Raw genomic sequence first — 18,968 nt, 5'->3', positions numbered from 1 at the left:
GAACATTCGCATCAACGCGGATGTCCCTTTTTTCAATCACTAGAGTTTATCTTCAGTACTGGATTAAAGAACGCTCACCATTGCTCGGACATCTTAAAGGTGACTGCGAGATCATCATCACCTGAAAGTGAGTTAACCACCAAAGTAACCGGCTCATTCAAAAGCTCGTAAGAGAGTCGCTCGTTAAGCAAATTAACAGCCAAATTCGCATAAGCACCGGAGATTCCCGATCCTGTACCTTGCATAATCACCTTTCCACCCGTGACCGTAGTGCAGGTGTAATTCACCAGCAGTGCCGTGTCCGTGACAGGAATATCCGTAGTTGGCGTTGGGAAATTTTCGAATGTCCCATCCAAAGTACCACCTGCGACGACCATATATCGCACAGGTCTTTTGGATAGAATATCTAAAGCCGCCGGTCTAATCTCAGCCGCAAGACCTTGTGGAATAGTAAAGGCAGAACTCCTCATAAAGCTAATTGCCGCGAAGTCAGTCGATGTAACCGATACGTTATCACGGATTTCCGAGGTTATACGGCTTACTGGAAACACTTCCAGATTAACAGCCGTCCAGACACCGTTCACATCCACAAGAAAAACCTGAATCTTCAATTGTTCCTGTGAATACACAAAATTAAATTGGAATAAATCCTCTACAATCGTGTAGGTCTTGCTTGACGTTTCCTGATATTGCAGCTCAAATAATTCTTCAATAAAGACTGTCTGAGGACTTGCACTATTGGCTAAACCCGTTAAATAACAAGCCGCGCCAGCTAATCCATTGTTAACCACTTTGATCACAACTTGATCTATTGGACGAGTACCGTCGACAGGTAAATTAATGATGGTGTTTGTAGAGAGGACAGGCAATGTCTTCACACCTCCTATTCATATCAAATTATATATATATGGTATGCAATCATTTTTTAGAATTCTTGGATTGATATTAAAATAGAGATGTGCTCCACCGAGCATAAAATACAGATTTGCCACCAAATAAAGGATGTGGTAAACTCGACTTAACTTTTTATGAACGGAGGGTTACGTGTGATAGACTTTATCCGAGTTAGAACTTTGCGCGGCTAATTGAATAGCGCTAAAGCTCTGCCCATGTGCAGAGGACTCAGGATAGGTCTACCCATTTAACTCCATAGAAGCCAACAAACTAAAACGCCTTCGGCGTCCTTATAAGGACGGTAGCGTTTATGTGAGAATTATAAGGATAAAGTATATCGTGAAACTTATACTTTCTTATAATTTAAACCAACTGCTGCTCGTAAGGGATTAGGTTATCATTTCCCTACGCCCCAGCCGTTGTTTAATTCGATATATCTATGGAAGACCCTAATGTCGTAATGGAGATTTCTCCTTACACATTTGTTCTGACGTCCTCTAACGAACCGTAAGCACAGGCAGATATCCTGTGTTTTTTTGCGTTTACTATTTACTATTGGAGGATGAATAAATATATGGAACAACTACGAGAAAAAGCTATTATAGTCGGTGTTCAGCTACAAAACGAAACAAACTTCGATTATTCGATGGAAGAACTCACTAATCTGGCAGCTGCCTGTGACCTAGAAGTTGTCGGAGAACTTAGTCAGAAGGCAAGCCGGATTAACCCTTCCCACTATATCGGCACAGGCAAAATTCAAGAATTATCTGCGCTCTTAGAAGCGCATGATGCTCCTATTGTTATTTTTAATGATGAGCTGTCTCCTTCACAGATTCGCAATTTGGAGTCTTCTCTAGGCCGTCAGGTCATTGATCGAACGATTCTGATCTTGAATATTTTCGCAGAAAGAGCGAAGACCAAAGAAGCACAACTGCAAGTAGAAGTAGCCAAGCTGCAGTATATGCTGCCCCGCCTGACAGGTCTCCGAGAATCCCTCGGAAGACAAGGCGGTGGTGCTGGGCTGAAGAACAGAGGCGCTGGTGAAACAAAGCTGGAGCTGGATCGCAGAAGAATTGAAGAACGTATTTCAGCGTTACAAGTTGAGCTTCAACAGCAAGTAGCAAGGCGCCAAATTCAGCGGAAGCAGCGGCATAAGAATGAGGTTCCGGTCGTCTGTCTCGTCGGCTATACGAATACCGGCAAGTCCAGCTTAATGAATGTGATCGTGGAGACGTATCATCCCGGCTCTAATAAGCAAGTGTTCGCCAAGGATATGTTATTCGCTACGCTGGAGACATCCGTTCGGAGCATTGAGCTACCGGATCACAAAACCTTTTTATTAACAGATACCGTTGGATTCGTCAGCCAGCTTCCCCATCATCTGGTCAAAGCCTTCCGCTCCACGCTCGAAGAGGTGACCGAAGCTGACTTATTGATTCACGTAGTCGATATTTCCGATCCGCAGCATGAGCAGCATATAGCCGTCACTGAAGAGACTTTGAAAGCGCTCGGCGCGGACCAAATTCCAACGGTTTATGCCTACAACAAGGCTGACCTAACTGACTTGCCTTACCCTCACCTTGAGGGTGACAATGTCTATCTCTCTGCCAAACAAAATAGCGGGATAGCTGAACTTACAGATCTGATTCGCAGCCATGTGTTTACGGATTATGTACAGTGTGAAATTCTGATTCCATTTGATCGCGGCAATGTGGTCTCCTATTTCAACGAGCATGCCCATGTTCAATCCACTAGCTATGAAGAAACAGGCACACGGCTTGCGCTAGAATGTAGAAAATCTGATTTCGAGAAATTCCGCAACGACTTTGTTGAGCTTTAGGCTATTAGACACAGCAAAGGGGCTGTCCCATAAGTCATAAATGACTCAGGGACAGCCCCTTCTTTTTCTTATTGGTGGAGCTGAATCCGGTTAACTACCCGAAACATTTCACTTAGTGTGCAAGTAATTTATCCAACAAACGAATGATCATCACAACCGACTCCGCACGGGATGCAGCATCATTTGGTTTGAACAATTCGTTGCCTTTACCAGTTACTATGCCAGCAGTTGCAAAAGCATTGATTTGTTCTGAAGCCCAGTTCGTAGCTACATCCAAAAATAGATTGGATGCGTTAGGAACATAGTTTGTCAGCCGAGCAAGCATTGCAACGATCTCAGCGCGGGAAATTTCTTGATTCGGATGGAAAGAACCATCACTATAACCCGTAATTACCCCTTTAGCTTGTAATGCTGCAATCGATTCTGAAGCCCAATGCCCTTGCGTGTCAGAGAAAGATGAACCGCTTGAATTCGGTAGACCAAAAGCTTTTGCTAACATTGTGGCGAACTCGGCGCGAGTTACCTTTTGATTCGGATGGTAAGAACCATCACTATAACCCGTTACAATCCCCATCTTAGCTGCACGCTCCACTACAGAGGCACTCCACGAAGATGCCGGAACATCCGTAAAGTTTATAGCGGGAGCAGACTTCTCTTTTTCCACGATAGCTTTAACTGCATCTACATTTACCTTGTCGTTGAATACCGGCTTCGACGCTGTTGGCTTCGGTGTTGATGTTGGTGGTGTTAGCATTGCTGTTGGCTTTAGTGTAGATGTTGGTGGCGTTGATGTTGAATTCGGTGTTGGTGGCGTTGATGTTGGTGTTGGTGTCGGTGTTGGCGTTGGTGTTGAATTCGGTGTTGGTGGCGTTGATGTTGGTGTTGGTGTCGGTGTTGGCGTTGGTGTTGGTGTTGGTGTTGGTGTTGGTGTTGGTGTTGGTGTTGGTGTCTCAGTTTCCGTTGTTTTCTTAACAGAAAACTCATCGATTAATGCACCCGCACTTGTACGTGCCTCCACATGAATCGCATCCTCAGTAATTTTAATAGCGGAGTATACAGGAACGTCTTCATCAAAAATATAATTCAAATAATTATATTGGGTGCCATCATAGAATTTCCAGCCTGAAGCACCACCATCAAGGTATACAGTACCCTCATTGGTAGCTTTATTTGGCTTTCCATCCATCATTGGATAGGTGCGCGCATATACATGATCATGACCAACCAGAACCAAATCGACTTTTTTCTTTTCTAATATGGGTGCAAAATAGGTTTGGGTGTACTCAACAAGGGATTCTCGGCCATTCTCTGTATGATAAGCTGGACGGTGGAACATAACGACAGTCCATTTTTTATCATTCTGATCCAAATCGTCCTTTAACCATGCTGCTTGATCAACCATCTGTTCCTCTGTGCCTTCTGAGTTCAATACGACAAAATGAGTATCATCGACTTCATAGGAGTAAGCATATTGCAGTTGGGATTCTGGTCCGTTTTCCGGGAAATTCGCACCTTTGGTGAACACATCCTTCCCTTCACTCTTCACATCATGGTTGCCCAGTGTTAGTGCAGTCGGGAGTTTTGTTGCATAAACAGAAGATGCTAGCCAGAACTTTTGCCATTCTTCGAATGCGCCGCCCACATCAACCATATCTCCACCATGCATAATAAACTGTGTTGATGGATATTGTGTCAAAGCGTTAGTCATTAGCTCTTGATAGATTTGTAATCCTGGTAGTTGATTCGTATGGGAATCCGTAATAAACAAGAATGAGGTCGGTGTTGATTTATCCTGATCGACAGTAGAATATTCATGCCACTCCGACCATTGGTCTTCATAGCCTACACGATATTTGTAAGTGGTATCTGCTTTCAAGCCCTTAACCAGAACATTATGAAACCGGATTTCACCCTTCGTTCCATTTTCCTTCATACTAAGCACCTGCAGCTCACTCTCAGCTTGCTGTTGCTTTACTTTATTGTTGTCTGGGCTTGCACCTGCTCCCCATTCACCAGTTTCGATGTATTGAATATACGTAGAGGTTTGATCTGGTTTTGTTTGCCAGGCAGCACTCAGTTGTGAAGACATATCCTCTGCGACATAGGTTTGAATATATTGCGGTTCATTCATACCATACTGCTCTACAACTTCATAATTGACAACCTTACTGTTCTGATCACCGATGACTGCTTGTACCTGATAGGTTCCAAGTGCCAATGTAGTGAGGTCTGTTATTAACTGTCCTTTAGCATCTGTTTTACCAAGGCTGCCGCTCAATAACTGACTACTAACATCAGCTTCAGAGATATAACCTGTTGTTTGTCCGTCTGCGAGAATAACCTCGTAAAACCCATTCTTAGCTGCTGTTGAAGCATAGTAACGTTCACCATCATTTGCAACCATGATTACATTAGAAGATGTATCATCATCCTCATATACACTAGACGTAACAGTGTTAACTGTAGCGACTGAGCTTTGCTTTAATAATCCAGTGAAAACAATATCCGCACCTTCAAACGGCTTGCCTCCATGGTCTAACACTGTAAAGGTAGAAGGTGTACCCAAACCAACTCCCGTCATTTTCAGCTGATAGGGGAAACCGATTGTATAATGAATAGGCGCAGCTAATGGTGTACTCGTCTGAACGCCGCCAGCAGTAAGACTCGCATTACTCATTGTTATGGTTTTATACGCTTCGCCACGCTCTAAGACGGCATGAGAGCTCACTCTGAAGTTAACAGTAACGACATTTTGAGCTGCTGCTATTACGTTATCAAGTGCTACTTGAACCATGCCGTGCTCATTATCAATATCTGAGGTTAGGGAGACTCCAGCCGCCTGAGTAATGCTTTCAACTTGAAGGGTGCTTGCATCATAATTTAAGCTGAATTTTGCCTGCTCTGCTTTCAAGTAATCTTTAATATTAATATGAACAGGATAGATTTCATTACTTATTGCTTCTTCGTCTGCAGTCATGAACAAACGCTCTCCTGCATTTATTGTGAAGGTGAGTTTTTTGGCTGCCGGGTTACCATTCTTGTCCTTCACTTCAATCACAAGCTCATGATAACCGCCATCTACATATTCTCCTGGGTAAGTTAATACATTTGTATCTGGAGAATAGTGCACTTCATCCGTGATATCCGTTCCATCTAACTGAACAGATAAGGTACCCAAATCCAGACCTGATCCGTTATCGGTCAGCTCAACCTTCAATTCATCAAGTGGAGTGTTTAAGACTTCATTTTCAACAGGGGCTTTAGGTTTAATGGCAGGAATGTCCTTATCCTCATCAACTTCATCATAGATAAAGGTAATATCATCTACCCAAATAGAGCCCTTGTTTTTCTTGATCATATTCGATTGTTTCAATTGGAAAAACAATTCAAGAACAATCGGACCCGGTTTACCCTGCGGAATATCTGCCTCGATATATTTCCAGCCGGACCAGTTGATACCCACTTGATTTACATCATAAAATTCTGCCTGGAAAGAAGATCCACCTATATCTCTAAATTTTGTCGTCAGCAAATGTCCTTCATTGTTTGCATAAACCCACATGCCTACTTTAGTAGGGTAACCTGTAACTGGGATATTCCCCGTTTTATACCCGACTTCAATTTGAGAGGGGTTATCTACTATGCCGATCATATCGTAATCAATTCTAGCCGAATATTGCCCATTTCTTACAAGCTTCTTGTTATCTTCCAAATGCAGCGTAGCATTATACATACGTTTAGGATTAAATTTCACATCATTGATTCCATCTTCAAAATCTTCGACCAGGATGGATGGCGTAGTATCATCTGCTGCGTAGACATAATTATTTTGACTAAAGCCTGTATTAAACCCTCCTCCTAGCAACGTTATCGCTGATGCAATCACTATTGTCTTACGTAATGTATTCATGCGCTTATCCTTCCCCCCTGTTAGTAAAGCATTGATCAATGAGTACTATAACAGTTCAATGTAAAATTAAACCTTTGCTATTATTAAAGATTTAAATTGTATGCATGACGTAATATGCAAGAGTCACAAAGAGGTGCAATACAGCTGCTCAAGCTTTAATGACTACGAACTAGAACTATTGAATCCACACGAAAAAAAGACACCCTAGATGGTGTCTTTACTGAAACTACGTATGACGGACAAACGGATGGTGAAGTGATTCCAGAACACCACCTCGTTCGTGTTATGGACAACTGAAGAATAACCGGGGCTGTTTCTTTTGTAGAACATCTACTTATGAGACAGCCCCTTTTTTTCAGGAAGATTACTCTTCTTGGGACCCTCTTAGCTGTTAAATCTTATAAATGTAGCTTCTAGTCCCTATTCTTGAAAACACAGTGCACTCAGAGCCTCTATTTTCCGCCATGGGTAAGACAGAACCTGTAGATAGTCGCTGTAAATAATTAAAATCAGGATGTATCGACTCATTCGTAAGAAAAGCTGAGGTATTGCTTCCGGGCGATCTTTCCTCATTAAGAGAGGCTATGATGACTTCTGCAGTGGTTATCCCAATGCCGTGGCCATAATACAGGTCTTCTTCAAGCTTAACAGCATTCTCACCCTGCCACTCTGGCTTGCTAGGCGCATGATCTGGATTCCTGAAATACACAATATCTCCCCGCAGCATCTGATCCTTATTATAGTTCGTAACTAAGCGCAGATTCTCGTCGTAGTTCCAATCCCATAAGAATAAATCCGTAAAATACCTATTAAAGGCTTCTTCACCTATAGCTTCAATTGTCGCCCTGTACATAACAATGACCATCGCTGTCGCACATTCGAAGGCATATAAATGTCCGTTCTGAAAAATGTCTTTAATCCCCACCGAAGGCGCCACACCAGCGTTCAGCTGTAGTCCTCCAATATCTGTACGCGTCCAAAACTGCGGGTTGCAGCGCGACTCATCAAATGTTGCAAAATCCGCTCCACTGTTATTTAAAGCTTCCGCCGATTCCACGATGCTGTCTCTCATTTTCCGTTCAAAGTCAAGGGCATCGGGTGAACGAACTTCCTTCACCATGCTTAGTCCCTCCAATATTATAGGTTCTAAATATAGGTTATTGTACGTGTTCGCTGCCCAGTTGGTGCTTAATTCATTTTATTCCCCCGACTCAAGAAACCACTGATTGAGCTGCCTGGTCTCTTCCGTCAAAATATCCAAATATATAGAAGTGCGGTATCCCGTATCCTTTAAGCTTTTTCCCGTAATCTCTGCTATGCGATTTAATCTGTACAGCAATGTGTTGGTATGAATATGTAAAAAAGCGGCGGATTCCTTCAAGTTTCCACTGAGTGATAAATAAACGGCAATGGTTTTTAGAAAATCACTTTTATGCTCGCGATCATGCTCTTTTAGGGGATACAGTAAAGGACTTTTACGGGTCCGACTACGTTTTTGCTCTATAATAGCCGGAACATACGCCCAAAATCCAATATCCTCATACAATAGTAACTCTCGGCCATGAAAAGGCAGCAGCTTCTTGATTTCCAGAATGGAACCCGCTTCCCAGTACGCAATGGCTGCCGACATATATTCAGTGTAATCCAGGCTACAGCCTGCAGCCAGCATACAGCTCTCACTCTTACGCATATCCTCGATAATTTTGTGCATGAACGAATACAGACCACCCGTCCCTTCCATGCGAAAGCTGAATGAAAACAATATAATTAACCGATTGTGCTCAGCAGTAAGAAACAATAATTTCAGCCCCGGATAGGAGGTCATAGTTTGCCGAAACCGAAGTACGAAGTGGTCATTGATGACCTTGTCACTCTCAAACACGCTAATATAATATTTGTCCGGCAAAAGAATCGACCAAACTTCCGCATCCTGCTTGATATTCGCTTCATTGTCATAATGGGAGGTAAGCAGCTTCCAGAAAAAATCCTCCTGCGTTTTCTCCTGCTTCGTCTTCCAACCCCGTTGCTTCAATATATAACGACCAACGATGGCCGCCGCTTTCTCTACAATATTCTCTGCGTGTCCTTCAACTAGATTGCCTGCATCCACTACCCATATGTACCCGAGTATTTCCTTCTGATGTTTGATGCAAATAGCGAGTCGGGGGCCAAGACCTACCTCCATGACCGCAGGAATCCGAATCGGACGTGTAGCGCTCTCAAGCTGCTGCATAATCCCCTTCTTGCGTAAGCCAATAATGACAGCGTTAGGTACACGCTTTCCAATAATGGTCGAAATTCTCGCGGAATCACTCTCAAATTGATGGGAGCTGTATCCGATCACATGGTGATTGCTGTCCTCAATCGTAACTTGGGATTGAAGAGATTCACTAATCGCATCCGCCAACGATTCCATACTATCGAAGAAACGATCAAACAATGGATCCTTTTCCGTCACTAGCCCCACCCCTGCCTGAAAAAATAGCCGAACCTTGTACTCTAGAGTGATTTTATTATAGTATGCGTGCTCCCAGCTGACTATAAGATAATGGGATGGGGCGAGATGGCGGGACCTTGAGATCGCCGGGTGGAGGAGTTACGAGGTTATAGAGTTGCGTGGGGGCGTATTTGCTGAGTACAGGTTACGTTGGTTGCGAAATGGCGGGGTTATGGAGTGGCGTGGGACGGAGTTGCAGGTTACGTTGCTGCGGATTACTGGAAGCGAGGTGACAGAGTGGCGCGACAACACTTAAACCGCTACTTGATAGAGCCCCTTTAGAGTTTTTAGGGAATTCCTCCCTAAAATTCTGTATTTTAGGCTTGGTTTACTACTAATCAGGGAAAAACTCCCTAATATTCAACCGATCAGGTTATTATTGGGCATATTCTTCGTATTTTTAGGGAGAAATTCCCTAATTATAGCGTTTCAAGCTATTTTCGCGTAATTTTTAGGGAGGATTTCCCTAAAAATCATCACCAACACACATCCACCCGATCCAACGATCTTCATAACGCAGTCCTACAGCCTTTAACACCGAACTAGTAGATCTCTGCTGGATCTAGCACACTGAGGCCACTCCTAGCTACCTCCTAGATCAAACTAGCAGACTTCTGCCAGATCCTCCCCACATCGAACTGAGCCGAAAATATTACTCCCAGAAACAACAAACAGCAAACTCCCAAAGCGGGAATTCGCTGTCTATTGTCCCTAAATATCACCACTCATTTGGAACGCATCTATTCATCTCAATTTAGCTCTATTTAGCTCATCGTGAACGTCTGCTCCATAGCTTGTTCTACCGTAAAATGTTTCTCGCCAAGTGCTTCAGCCACGGCTTGGCAGGTGATTTTACCGTTGGCGACATTTACGCCGCTTCTTAGGCCGGCATTATCCTGAATCGCCTTAATCACGCCTTTATTGGCAATTTGCAGGGCGTATGGAACGGTGACATTGGTTAAAGCGATCGTCGAAGTTTTGGCCACAGCGCCCGGCATATTAGCAACAGAATAATGCAGCACGCCGTGCTTGATAAATACAGGATTATCATGTGTTGTCACTCTGTCGATCGTCTCTACGATACCACCTTGGTCAATGGCCACATCGACAATCACTGATCCCGGCTTCATGGTCTTGACCATTTCTTCTGTAACCAGCTTCGGTGCTTTCGCACCCGGAATCAACACCGCACCTACCAGCAGATCTGCCTCAGCTACCACTTTGGCAATATTGTAAGGGTTAGAGATCAGCGTATTGATCTGTGCCCCAAAAATATCATCTAATTGACGCAATCTTTCTGCACTGAGGTCAACAATTGTAACATCAGCACCCAAACCGATAGCCATTTTTGCAGCGTTTGTACCTACTACTCCACCGCCGATAATGCTAACTTTGCCACGACTAACCCCGGGAACACCGGAGAGAAGAATCCCTTGTCCGCCATAGTTTTTTTGCAAGAACTGAGCGCCAAGCTGAACAGACATCCGGCCCGCCACTTCACTCATCGGTGTTAATAACGGCAAGGTACGTTCATGAACAACCGTCTCATACCCGATGGCAAAGACACCTTTGTCTTTGAGCGCAGCGGCCAGAGAAGGTTCAGGCGCAAGATGCAGATACGTGAACAAAATAAGGCCTGGACGGAAATAAGGGTACTCGCTTTCCAGCGGTTCTTTCACTTTCATCACCATTTCGGCAGAGCTCCAGACCGTAGCTGCGTCCTGAATCAGCTTCGCTCCGGCAGAAGCATACTCTTCGTTCGGAAATCCACTTCCCACACCAGCCCCAGCTTCCACCAGCACTTGATGTCCTTCTTTAATAAGGCTAACTACACCCGCAGGCGTTATGGCTACACGATTCTCATTATTTTTAATTTCTTTAGGCACTCCGATAATCATCATTCATCTCTCCCGTCTAATGTAGATCCCTTATGTAAAGAATGATAACATACGTTTAGTATTCCCAATTTGGTAAAAAATTAAAATATTATCTATCATCATTGTGTTTTTACACAAAGGATTCGACTTAAACCGCCCAGTAACTTTATGTCATTTGGTACCCAACACAACCCTAATCATTATCTCATAAAAAAAGACACTGCTTAAAGTGTCTTTTTGACGATTTTGTATGAAATTAAAGCACTACTTCCATAATGGAATGTTATGTTTAGTGACGCGCATTACTTTGACAGTAATAACAACACCGTTTCTAGGATTACATTTACCCCTTTTTCACAGTCTTCATAGGAGGTAAACTCCTCTTCACAATGACTTTTTCCCTTCACACTAGGTACAAACACCATCGCGGATGGCAGAAAGCTGGCTACGAACTGAGCATCATGCCCTGCGCCACTTGCGATCTTCCGTTTAGAATAACCCAAGGCTTCTGCCGCTTGCTCTACTAAATCACATATCCCCCGGTCAAACCAAACAGTCTCTCTACCCCAAAGCTTGGTCTTACTTACTCCGCAGTCCAGTAGCATCTCCGGCAAGCTATGAATAATAGCTTCCACCTCACGAACAATCTCCATATCTTTATGTCTAGCCTCAATGGTGAAGATCACTTTATTGGGAATGACGGTATGAATATTAGGAAACACATTCATTCTGCCCATGGTATACACCAGTTCAGAATCGAGTCCACTAAGCTTGTTTCTAAGCTCCGTGATCAAATCCGTGGCAGCGAACAAGGCATCCTTGCGCATTGCCATAGGCGTGGTGCCCGCATGATCCGATTCCCCCGTCGCCTCAATCTCATAACAGGCCATGCCAACTACACAGTCCACCAGACCAATCGACAGTTCTTCTTGTTCTAGCACGGGACCTTGCTCGATGTGAAGCTCCAAATAAGCAGTGGCTTCGGTAATACGATTGCTCGCGTCTCCCTCATATCCACTCTCCTCCAGCGCTTCGCCAAAGGTAATGCCCTCCGGATCTTTTTTATTCAACATTTCTGCCTTGTCGAACTTACCGGCCAGCACACCAGAAGCCATCATCGAAGGCTCAAAGCGAGCCCCTTCTTCATTTGTGAAATTCATAATGGTCACCGATAGCTTCGGTTTTATCCCGTGATCCACGAGTGTGCGAACTACCTCTAGTCCAGCGATTACCCCAAGGATACCATCGAATCTGCCGCCTTTTTTCACAGTATCCATATGCGAACCAATCACAATAGGAGGCCCAGACTCTACACCCGCAAGCGTAGCGTACATCGTGCCCATATCATCCACCTTCACAGACATCCCCAATTCTTCACAACAGGATCGAAAATAATCCCGAACCTTAAGATCCTCTTCCGTCAGCGATAACCGGGTCACGCCGTTGTTATCTGTACGCCCATAATCCGCAAATGCCTCAATCGTATTCTTTAATCTCTCACCGTTCACGAATATTTTTTGCAGCTGCATCATAGGTCCCTCCGCTTCGAGCGTTCATGATTTTATAGACTTTCTATATATGTTATACCAATCGATATGATTGTCATTTTACATACTGTAATAATTATTATTCGCGTAATGTTACAACAAAATAGAGGTAGCAATAAGTAAACTAAAGTAGTATATACAATCTTTTGAGACGGAGGGTAAGCTTAAGATAGCTATTTATCCAGTTCTACCAAGGAAAGGAGCAGCACATGAATCTAAGCATTGTGGTCCCAGTATACAATATAGAACATTATATAACCCCTATGTTTAATTCACTCCTTACCCAAAGTGAACCGCATTTCGAGGTTATTATCGTGGATGACGGATCTACGGATAACACTTACAACGTTATAGCAAATATTCTCGCACTTCACCCCACCCTTTCCTGCAAAGTCATTCGAACAGAGAATCAGGGGGTTAGTTCGGCTAGAAATAGAGGCCTAGCAGAAGCCACAGGGAATTATGTGTTGTTTCTGGATGGAGATGATTATATTTCTGCAGACTTAGTGCGGACCATTCATACCTATATCCATGACGCTGGCCCCGAGATTATCTGCTGGGGTTATAACCATGTTTCAGAGGATGGAGTCACTACTTTGAGTTATACATCCGCTTATAGCGACATAACAGGCAGTGAAGCGCTGACTCATATTTTTGTGAACAAAAGCTTGCGAATATGGACAGGGAGCATAGCGTATAACCGGGAATTATTGCTCCTTCATGGGCTCCAATATACGGAACGCTGTGTGAATGGAGAAGATCAGGAATTTATCTACAAAGCCTTATCCAGAGCCGCTACAGTCATCACATTGCCGGATATATTATCGTTTTATTTACAAAGAAACACGTCGATTTCCAACAGCTATAATGTGAAAAAATTTGATGTCGTTGGTGTATTCAAACGGGTAGATGCTTATTTCGAGGCCCATCCCTTTGAGAAGCTGGATATGATATCTCCTTATATAAGAAATCGCGAATTGATCGAGAATTACTTTTTCAACCTAAAAACCTGTCTAAATGGGACAGAAGGCGTAAGCATTCATAAGTTACTTCGCGACATCGATCATACCTATCCGGAACTAAACCAAGAAATGTATGAACTCATAAGACGTTATAGAGGGAATGATCGAAGATTAGCCCTTTATATCCGAGCATTCTTAATCTCCCCGCTTCTATATCACAGATTCATTTCTGTGGAGAGAAGCTTATCCAGGTTCAAGCGAAAGGAATCTAGAATATGAAGAAGATGCTGATCTATGCCTATACCGAATTTAATTTGGGCGATGATTTATTCATAAAGGTGCTATGTGAAAGGTATCCGGATACCGAATTCAGAATCTGTGCTCCACGCCTATACAAGCTATGCTTCAAAGAGATCAGGAACCTCAAAGTGTATCCTTCCGATTCCATTTTCTTAAGAGGCATTGCCTTTATTTGCAGAAGGTTAAAGATACATAATCTGGCGCAAAAATTCATGGCAAATCGTTCCGATGGTGTTGTTCATATCGGCGGCTCGATCTTTATGCAGGCAGAGCATTGGGAGGAGCATTTTAAGAACGCAGAAGCCATCCGGAATAAGAACAAGCCCTACTATTTATTAGGATCGAATTTCGGCCCTTACACAGATAAAGAATATTATGAGGAACACAGGCGGGTTTTTAAGGACTATACAGATATCTGCTTTAGAGAAAAGTACTCTTATGATTTATTTGAGGATCTGGATCATGTCCGTTTAGCACCCGATATTATTTTTCAGCTTAACCCGTCAGATCTTCAAACCGAACCAGAGGATTATATCGTCTTATCCGTCATTAAGCCTTCTGCTAAAGGTCTGAACGGTTTTGACAACCTCTATTATGAAAAAATGAAAGAACTCGCAATTTATTTCATTGAAAAAGGCTACGCTGTTCATTTTATGTCATTTTGTGAACACGAAGGCGATCAGCTGGCGATTGAGGAAATCCGGAATCTTATGGGCCACTCCTATGAGGATGCCACCCAAGTGCATTTATATAAAACGAATATGGAAGAGGTCTTGGCCGTTCTAGCCCATTCCAGCTTTATCGTAGCTTCAAGATTCCATGCGATGATCCTCGGCTGGGTTTTGGGTAAACCAGTGTTTCCCGTCGCTTACAGCAAAAAAATGATCAATGTAATGGAAGATGCCCAGTTCAAAGGGCTATATACCGATTTCACTACACTGGAGCAGCTCCAGCCTGCGCAGGTTTTTGAAAGTATGACTACTCACTATATGGATGTCACGCCGCAAGCCAAACATGCCGAAAGGCATTTCGAGCATCTGGATACGTATTTATCGCTTTACGAAAGGAGGATACGTCATGAGAGCCAAGCGGAGCATTCTTAACTTATCTTTTGGACTTGGGAGTCAGCTCATTACGATCATCCTCGGTTTTTTTATCCCCCGGCTGATTATGGTCAACTATGGCTCAGAGGCCAATGGTTTAATCGCTTCTATTGTACAAATTATTAGTTATTTGGCACTGCTGGAAGCCGGCGTAGGCGCCGCTTCGATCCAAGCCCTATATAAGCCAGTAGCTTCGGATGATAAGAACCACATCAACTCTATTTTGGCCGCCACCTCTAGCTATTATAAAAAAACAGGCATTTATTATTTCTTCGCCGTCCTTCTAATCGCCACCGTGTATCCATTAGTGATCACTTCTGACATCGATCGATTATCGATTATGCTCATTATTTTACTCACAGGAATGGGCGGAGCGATCAATTATTATTTCCAAGGGAAATTCAAAGTGCTTCTCGCTGCAGAGGGAAAAAGCTATGTAGAGACTTCTATAGTCACCGTAGCTAATATTCTGAACAATGTAATTCGGATTCTGTTATTACTTCAAGGCGTTAACATCATTGCTGTGCAAGCTTCCTATTTCATATTGACCATACTTCAAATCGTCGTCTTCTATATTTATATCAATAAGCATTACAAATGGATCAACCTAAATCTCAAACCAGACTATGAAGCCATTGGGCAAAAAAATTCCGTGCTAGTCCATGAGATCTCCTACTTAGTGTTTAGAAATACCGACGTGCTGATCCTGACTATATTTACGAACTTAAAGATCGTCAGCATTTATGTCATGTACAACATGATTTTTACGATTGTAGATAACATCGTCCAAACCATAAACGGAAGCGTGAAGGCTGCTCTCGGTCAGAGCTTTCATGAGAGTAAAGAAGCCTTTATTAAATTTTATGATGCTTACGAAGTATATTTTATGGGGCTCATTTTCTCGATTCTAACGGTAGCTTACATTCTAATTGTACCTTTTATGAAACTGTATACTGCTGGGGTAAATGACGTGAATTATATCGATATGTGGCTGCCGATCCTGTTCGTAGTCATCAAATTATTAACCAATGCCAGAGCTTCCTCCAATAATGTGATTACGATCGCCGGACATTTCAAGAACACACAGAACCGTTCCATTTTAGAATCCGCTATCAATCTAGTCGCTTCTATTGTCTTCGTTATCTTTATGGGAATTTACGGTGTATTGATGGGGACGATAGCCGCTCTCTTGTATCGTTCCATAGATATCGTGGTCTATGCTAGCAGACATCTGCTGGATCGGAGCCCTTGGGTCACTTTTAGAAGATGGCTAACGAATGCAGTAGTTTTTGTGGGCATTATTCTGGTCTCCAGCGCCATCGACATCCCTATCCATTCCTATGCAGGAATTATGTTGTGGGGTGCACTGCTAGGACTTGTGATCTTGCCTGTCTATTTCGTAATCGCCTCCTTGATGGAACGGGAAGTATTCCTGTATACGTGGGGGCATCTCAAAATATACCGAACTAAGCTCAAAAATAAGGTTATTGCTAGACCTGAGGTAAGTAGTTTATCCAAATAACACATCAGGAGGACCCCAAATGGATCATAGCGAGGTTTTGCAGCAAGCCTGTTACGTCTTTTTAAATGACCTTAATGATGAAATCAACCATTCATCTGCCCTTCAATTGGATGATCAAGAGATATTCCAACGATGCCGCCTGATCATAGATAAAGAACAAAATCCGCAAGTTAAAACCTATCTAGAAATCTTATCTGAGGTGATCCGTGCTTATCTCACAGGCAGAGCTTCAGAAGATGCATTAAGGTTCTATCTGTCAGAGCAATTCAGTATTGTGAACGAAGAAATTGACGGGTTAATCCATGGGATCGTTGCAATCAAACATCAGTCCTCCCATACGGATACTTCACACTCAGCACTCCTTTCCTTTGCCGATTATCCCAAGGTTAGTGTCATTATCACTACTTACAATAGAAAGGCATTTCTATATCAAGCGATCCAAAGCATCTTAAAGCAAGACTATCCTTATATAGAGATCACAGTTATTGATGATTGCTCTACAGATGGCACGGAAGAGTTAATGCATCAAAGCTTCGGAAGCGAGTCACGGGTAATATATATGCGGAACGAAAAGAATAGCGGGCCGGGAAATAATCGCCGTAAGGCTTTTGCTGCTCATGGTGATGGGGAGTACGTTCTTTTTCTCGATGATGATGACTATCTGATTGATATGAATTATTTAAGTAAGGCTGTCGACTTTCACAATCACCATCCCGAAATATCATTTGTGGCTGCTAATGTGTTTCTTGAATTTTCAAAGGCCAAGCAACTGAAGATCAGTAGCCTACAGCTAAGCAGGATTATTAAGAAGCAGGATTATTTCATGAATTTCGAGAAAAAAGGATATCCGAAGCCCTCCTCCACCTTAACAACTGTCTTTAAGCGTGAGGCTTTAATGGCTATGGATATCCTGAATATGAACATGGTTAACGATGCTTCTATTTATCTGCGTTCCTTGCTCATCGGTGATGCTGGCTTCATTGATACCCTTGCCGGTGTGTACAGATTACACGGGGACAACATTACTTTTAATTTGAGTCAGCGATTCTTAATTGAGAATCTGGAGGAGAAGCTGTTAATTAAGAATATGGCCGTTCAGAAATATGGCTATCACGAGCAGGAAATGACGGAATGGTTTAACCATAATGCATATGATACGATCTCATACTATTTATTAAATTCTGCGAAAGACGCCACAGACTTTAAATTCATGTATCATTGGGCCCTTAACCATTGCCCGCCGATCTACAATCAATTAAGAAATGAATTCCGTACAAAGCTTATTAAAAAACAATTATTACGGATCTCGTTACTTCGAACGCTGCTCGGAAGATGATTCACGCATTAGCTTATCGAGCAGCAGTAAGAATCCTTTTACCTCTTCTTTAGGAATGTCGGCGTACTTGTCTCCAATACTGATCTCACAATAAGAACTATGTTCTCCCGTTGGTCTTATCGCTGCGCTTAAACCGATTCCTGTTGCCTCATATGCAGAAGACAGGATCGGTTCAATGCTCTCCCTAGACATTTGAAAATGCATATGAAACATGTTGGAGACAGGCTCAGCAGGTAACGTAGTCACCGCATGACATTGATTAACTAAAGCAGCAAGCTCTTTAGCCCCTTCATAATACTGCTGCATCTTTTCTACTCTTTGCTGGTAGTAATAATCAGAGGAAATAATGTATGGATACAGACTGATTAGGTCGCCACCATGCCGCCGTTTCCATATCTTCGATTGCTTCGTAAACTCCTCACCGCCTGCAAGAATCGCGCCAGCAATTCCTCCGATTCCTTTATACAGTGAGATATAGACACTATCAAAGAGGGCGCAGATCTCAGCAGCTGTCTTTCCATAATAGGGAAGCGTCTCAAGCAATCTTGCGCCATCCAAATGCAGCTTAATTCCCCGAGCACGGCAATGTGCAGAAATCGCTTCAAGCTCCTGATACTCTGGTAACTGTCCGCCAATCTCACGCTGTGGCAATTCAAGCAGCAGACAAGCAATATCATCCTTCATTTGTAATACATCATCCAAGGTAATTAGTCGATTCTTATCCGCAAGTAGGACAGGCTCGATATGATGCAATTCCTTCAACCCATCCTGCTCATGGATCTCTAAATGACATAAAGGGTGATAGGCGACGCTCTTGAGTCCTTTTTCATCACACCATATTCTTAAAGCGATTTGCTGTGCCATCGTTCCACTCGGAAAGAAGACTGCTGTTTCTTTTCCCAAAAGCTTCGCCATTTCCGACTGGAAATCCTCAATCACCTTTCCCGATCCATAAATATCAGATGGTGTACTATTCTCTACAGCTTCAAAGGCTTCCTTCAAGACTTGAACATCTCGATCCCCATGTCCTACGATTCGATAAGTCGTTTCATTAAACGCCTCTTGCACTGATTTTTTTCCGTTCATTGGTAGAATTGCCCCTTCCGTGTTTGCCTTGTCCCTAATATAGACGAATTTCAAAAAATCCCATCTTAATTTTACCCGATCTAAGGTGAAAAAA

13 protein-coding genes are annotated in these 18,968 nt (G+C 43.0%); 6 read left to right on the top strand and 7 right to left on the bottom strand.

Translation table 11 applies throughout. The features are described from left to right. Positions 1–74: 74 nt before the first annotated feature. The gene (locus MKX41_RS26040) at positions 75–878 is read right to left on the bottom strand and encodes a hypothetical protein (protein ID WP_340973757.1); all 804 of its coding nucleotides are present in this window, start codon (positions 876–878) and stop codon (positions 75–77) included. Positions 879–1,468: 590 nt separating this feature from the next. Here MKX41_RS26040 and hflX point away from each other — a divergent pair. Next, a complete protein-coding gene (gene hflX, locus MKX41_RS26035; RefSeq protein ID WP_340973755.1) occupies positions 1,469–2,734 on the top strand; it encodes a GTPase HflX in 1,266 nt (421 codons plus the stop codon). 112 nt (positions 2,735–2,846) lie between these two features. Here the strand turns inward: hflX and MKX41_RS26030 are convergent, their stop codons facing one another. The 3 genes from MKX41_RS26030 to MKX41_RS26020 all read right to left on the bottom strand — a co-directional run bounded on the left by MKX41_RS26030 (position 2,847) and on the right by MKX41_RS26020 (position 9,102). Further along, complete coding sequence (locus MKX41_RS26030) at positions 2,847–6,644, bottom strand: S-layer homology domain-containing protein (protein ID WP_340973754.1); 3,798 nt, start codon at positions 6,642–6,644, stop codon at positions 2,847–2,849. Positions 6,645–7,035: 391 nt separating this feature from the next. After that, positions 7,036–7,764, bottom strand: coding sequence for a protein-glutamine gamma-glutamyltransferase (locus MKX41_RS26025; RefSeq protein ID WP_340973753.1), 729 nt, complete (start codon positions 7,762–7,764; stop codon positions 7,036–7,038). A gap of 78 nt (positions 7,765–7,842) precedes the next feature. Next, on the bottom strand, positions 7,843–9,102 hold the full coding sequence (locus MKX41_RS26020) for a PucR family transcriptional regulator (protein WP_340973752.1): 1,260 nt from the start codon (positions 9,100–9,102) through the stop codon (positions 7,843–7,845). Positions 9,103–9,256: 154 nt separating this feature from the next. Here MKX41_RS26020 and MKX41_RS26015 point away from each other — a divergent pair, with 154 nt between their 5' ends. After that, complete coding sequence (locus MKX41_RS26015) at positions 9,257–9,397, top strand: hypothetical protein (RefSeq protein ID WP_340973750.1); 141 nt, start codon at positions 9,257–9,259, stop codon at positions 9,395–9,397. Positions 9,398–9,905: 508 nt separating this feature from the next. On the opposite strand, the gene ald is transcribed toward MKX41_RS26015, so the two are convergent. Both ald and MKX41_RS26005 read right to left on the bottom strand, forming a co-directional pair. After that, on the bottom strand, positions 9,906–11,039 hold the full coding sequence (ald, locus tag MKX41_RS26010; protein WP_042184149.1) for an alanine dehydrogenase: 1,134 nt from the start codon (positions 11,037–11,039) through the stop codon (positions 9,906–9,908). A gap of 281 nt (positions 11,040–11,320) precedes the next feature. Beyond that, positions 11,321–12,547, bottom strand: coding sequence for a Zn-dependent hydrolase (locus MKX41_RS26005; protein WP_340975085.1), 1,227 nt, complete (start codon positions 12,545–12,547; stop codon positions 11,321–11,323). Positions 12,548–12,774: 227 nt separating this feature from the next. On the opposite strand from MKX41_RS26005, the gene MKX41_RS26000 reads away from it, so the two are divergent. Genes MKX41_RS26000 through MKX41_RS25985 form a run of 4 tightly spaced genes read left to right on the top strand, consistent with a single transcriptional unit; the run spans position 12,775 to position 17,788 of the window. Next, positions 12,775–13,806, top strand: coding sequence for a glycosyltransferase family 2 protein (locus MKX41_RS26000; protein WP_340973748.1), 1,032 nt, complete (start codon positions 12,775–12,777; stop codon positions 13,804–13,806). After that, on the top strand, positions 13,803–14,930 hold the full coding sequence (locus MKX41_RS25995) for a polysaccharide pyruvyl transferase family protein (RefSeq protein ID WP_340973747.1): 1,128 nt from the start codon (positions 13,803–13,805) through the stop codon (positions 14,928–14,930). The genes MKX41_RS26000 and MKX41_RS25995 overlap by 4 nt, the downstream gene beginning before the upstream one ends. After that, entirely contained in the window at positions 14,905–16,452 is a 1,548-nt protein-coding gene (locus MKX41_RS25990; protein WP_340973746.1) for a sugar isomerase, read from the top strand. Before MKX41_RS25995 ends, MKX41_RS25990 begins: the two co-directional genes overlap by 26 nt. A 19-nt stretch (positions 16,453–16,471) precedes the next feature. After that, positions 16,472–17,788, top strand: a complete 1,317-nt coding sequence (locus tag MKX41_RS25985; protein ID WP_340973745.1) for a glycosyltransferase family A protein — start codon at positions 16,472–16,474, stop codon at positions 17,786–17,788. Here MKX41_RS25985 and MKX41_RS25980 read toward each other — a convergent pair. After that, complete coding sequence (locus MKX41_RS25980) at positions 17,762–18,874, bottom strand: threonine aldolase family protein (protein ID WP_340973744.1); 1,113 nt, start codon at positions 18,872–18,874, stop codon at positions 17,762–17,764. The two genes, MKX41_RS25985 and MKX41_RS25980, sit on opposite strands and share 27 nt — an antisense overlap. Between the last annotated feature and the right edge of the window lie 94 nt (positions 18,875–18,968).

Origin of the sequence: Paenibacillus sp. FSL R5-0475 (assembly GCF_038004585.1) — a bacterium.
Lineage (GTDB): Bacteria > Bacillota > Bacilli > Paenibacillales > Paenibacillaceae > Paenibacillus_AQ.
Note: the sequence above shows the minus strand (reverse complement) of the source record. Positions and strands in the feature narration are given on the sequence as shown.

Coding starts and splice junctions, on each gene's coding strand:
- MKX41_RS26005 (WP_340975085.1), bottom strand. CDS start 12,547: ATGCAGCTGCAAAAAATATTCGTGAACGGTGAGAGATTAAAGAATACG.
- MKX41_RS26025 (WP_340973753.1), bottom strand. CDS start 7,764: ATGGTGAAGGAAGTTCGTTCACCCGATGCCCTTGACTTTGAACGGAAA.
- MKX41_RS25980 (WP_340973744.1), bottom strand. CDS start 18,874: ATGAACGGAAAAAAATCAGTGCAAGAGGCGTTTAATGAAACGACTTAT.
- MKX41_RS26030 (WP_340973754.1), bottom strand. CDS start 6,644: ATGAATACATTACGTAAGACAATAGTGATTGCATCAGCGATAACGTTG.
- MKX41_RS25985 (WP_340973745.1), top strand. CDS start 16,472: ATGGATCATAGCGAGGTTTTGCAGCAAGCCTGTTACGTCTTTTTAAAT.
- MKX41_RS25995 (WP_340973747.1), top strand. CDS start 13,803: ATGAAGAAGATGCTGATCTATGCCTATACCGAATTTAATTTGGGCGAT.
- MKX41_RS25990 (WP_340973746.1), top strand. CDS start 14,905: ATGAGAGCCAAGCGGAGCATTCTTAACTTATCTTTTGGACTTGGGAGT.
- MKX41_RS26000 (WP_340973748.1), top strand. CDS start 12,775: ATGAATCTAAGCATTGTGGTCCCAGTATACAATATAGAACATTATATA.
- ald (WP_042184149.1), bottom strand. CDS start 11,039: ATGATTATCGGAGTGCCTAAAGAAATTAAAAATAATGAGAATCGTGTA.
- hflX (WP_340973755.1), top strand. CDS start 1,469: ATGGAACAACTACGAGAAAAAGCTATTATAGTCGGTGTTCAGCTACAA.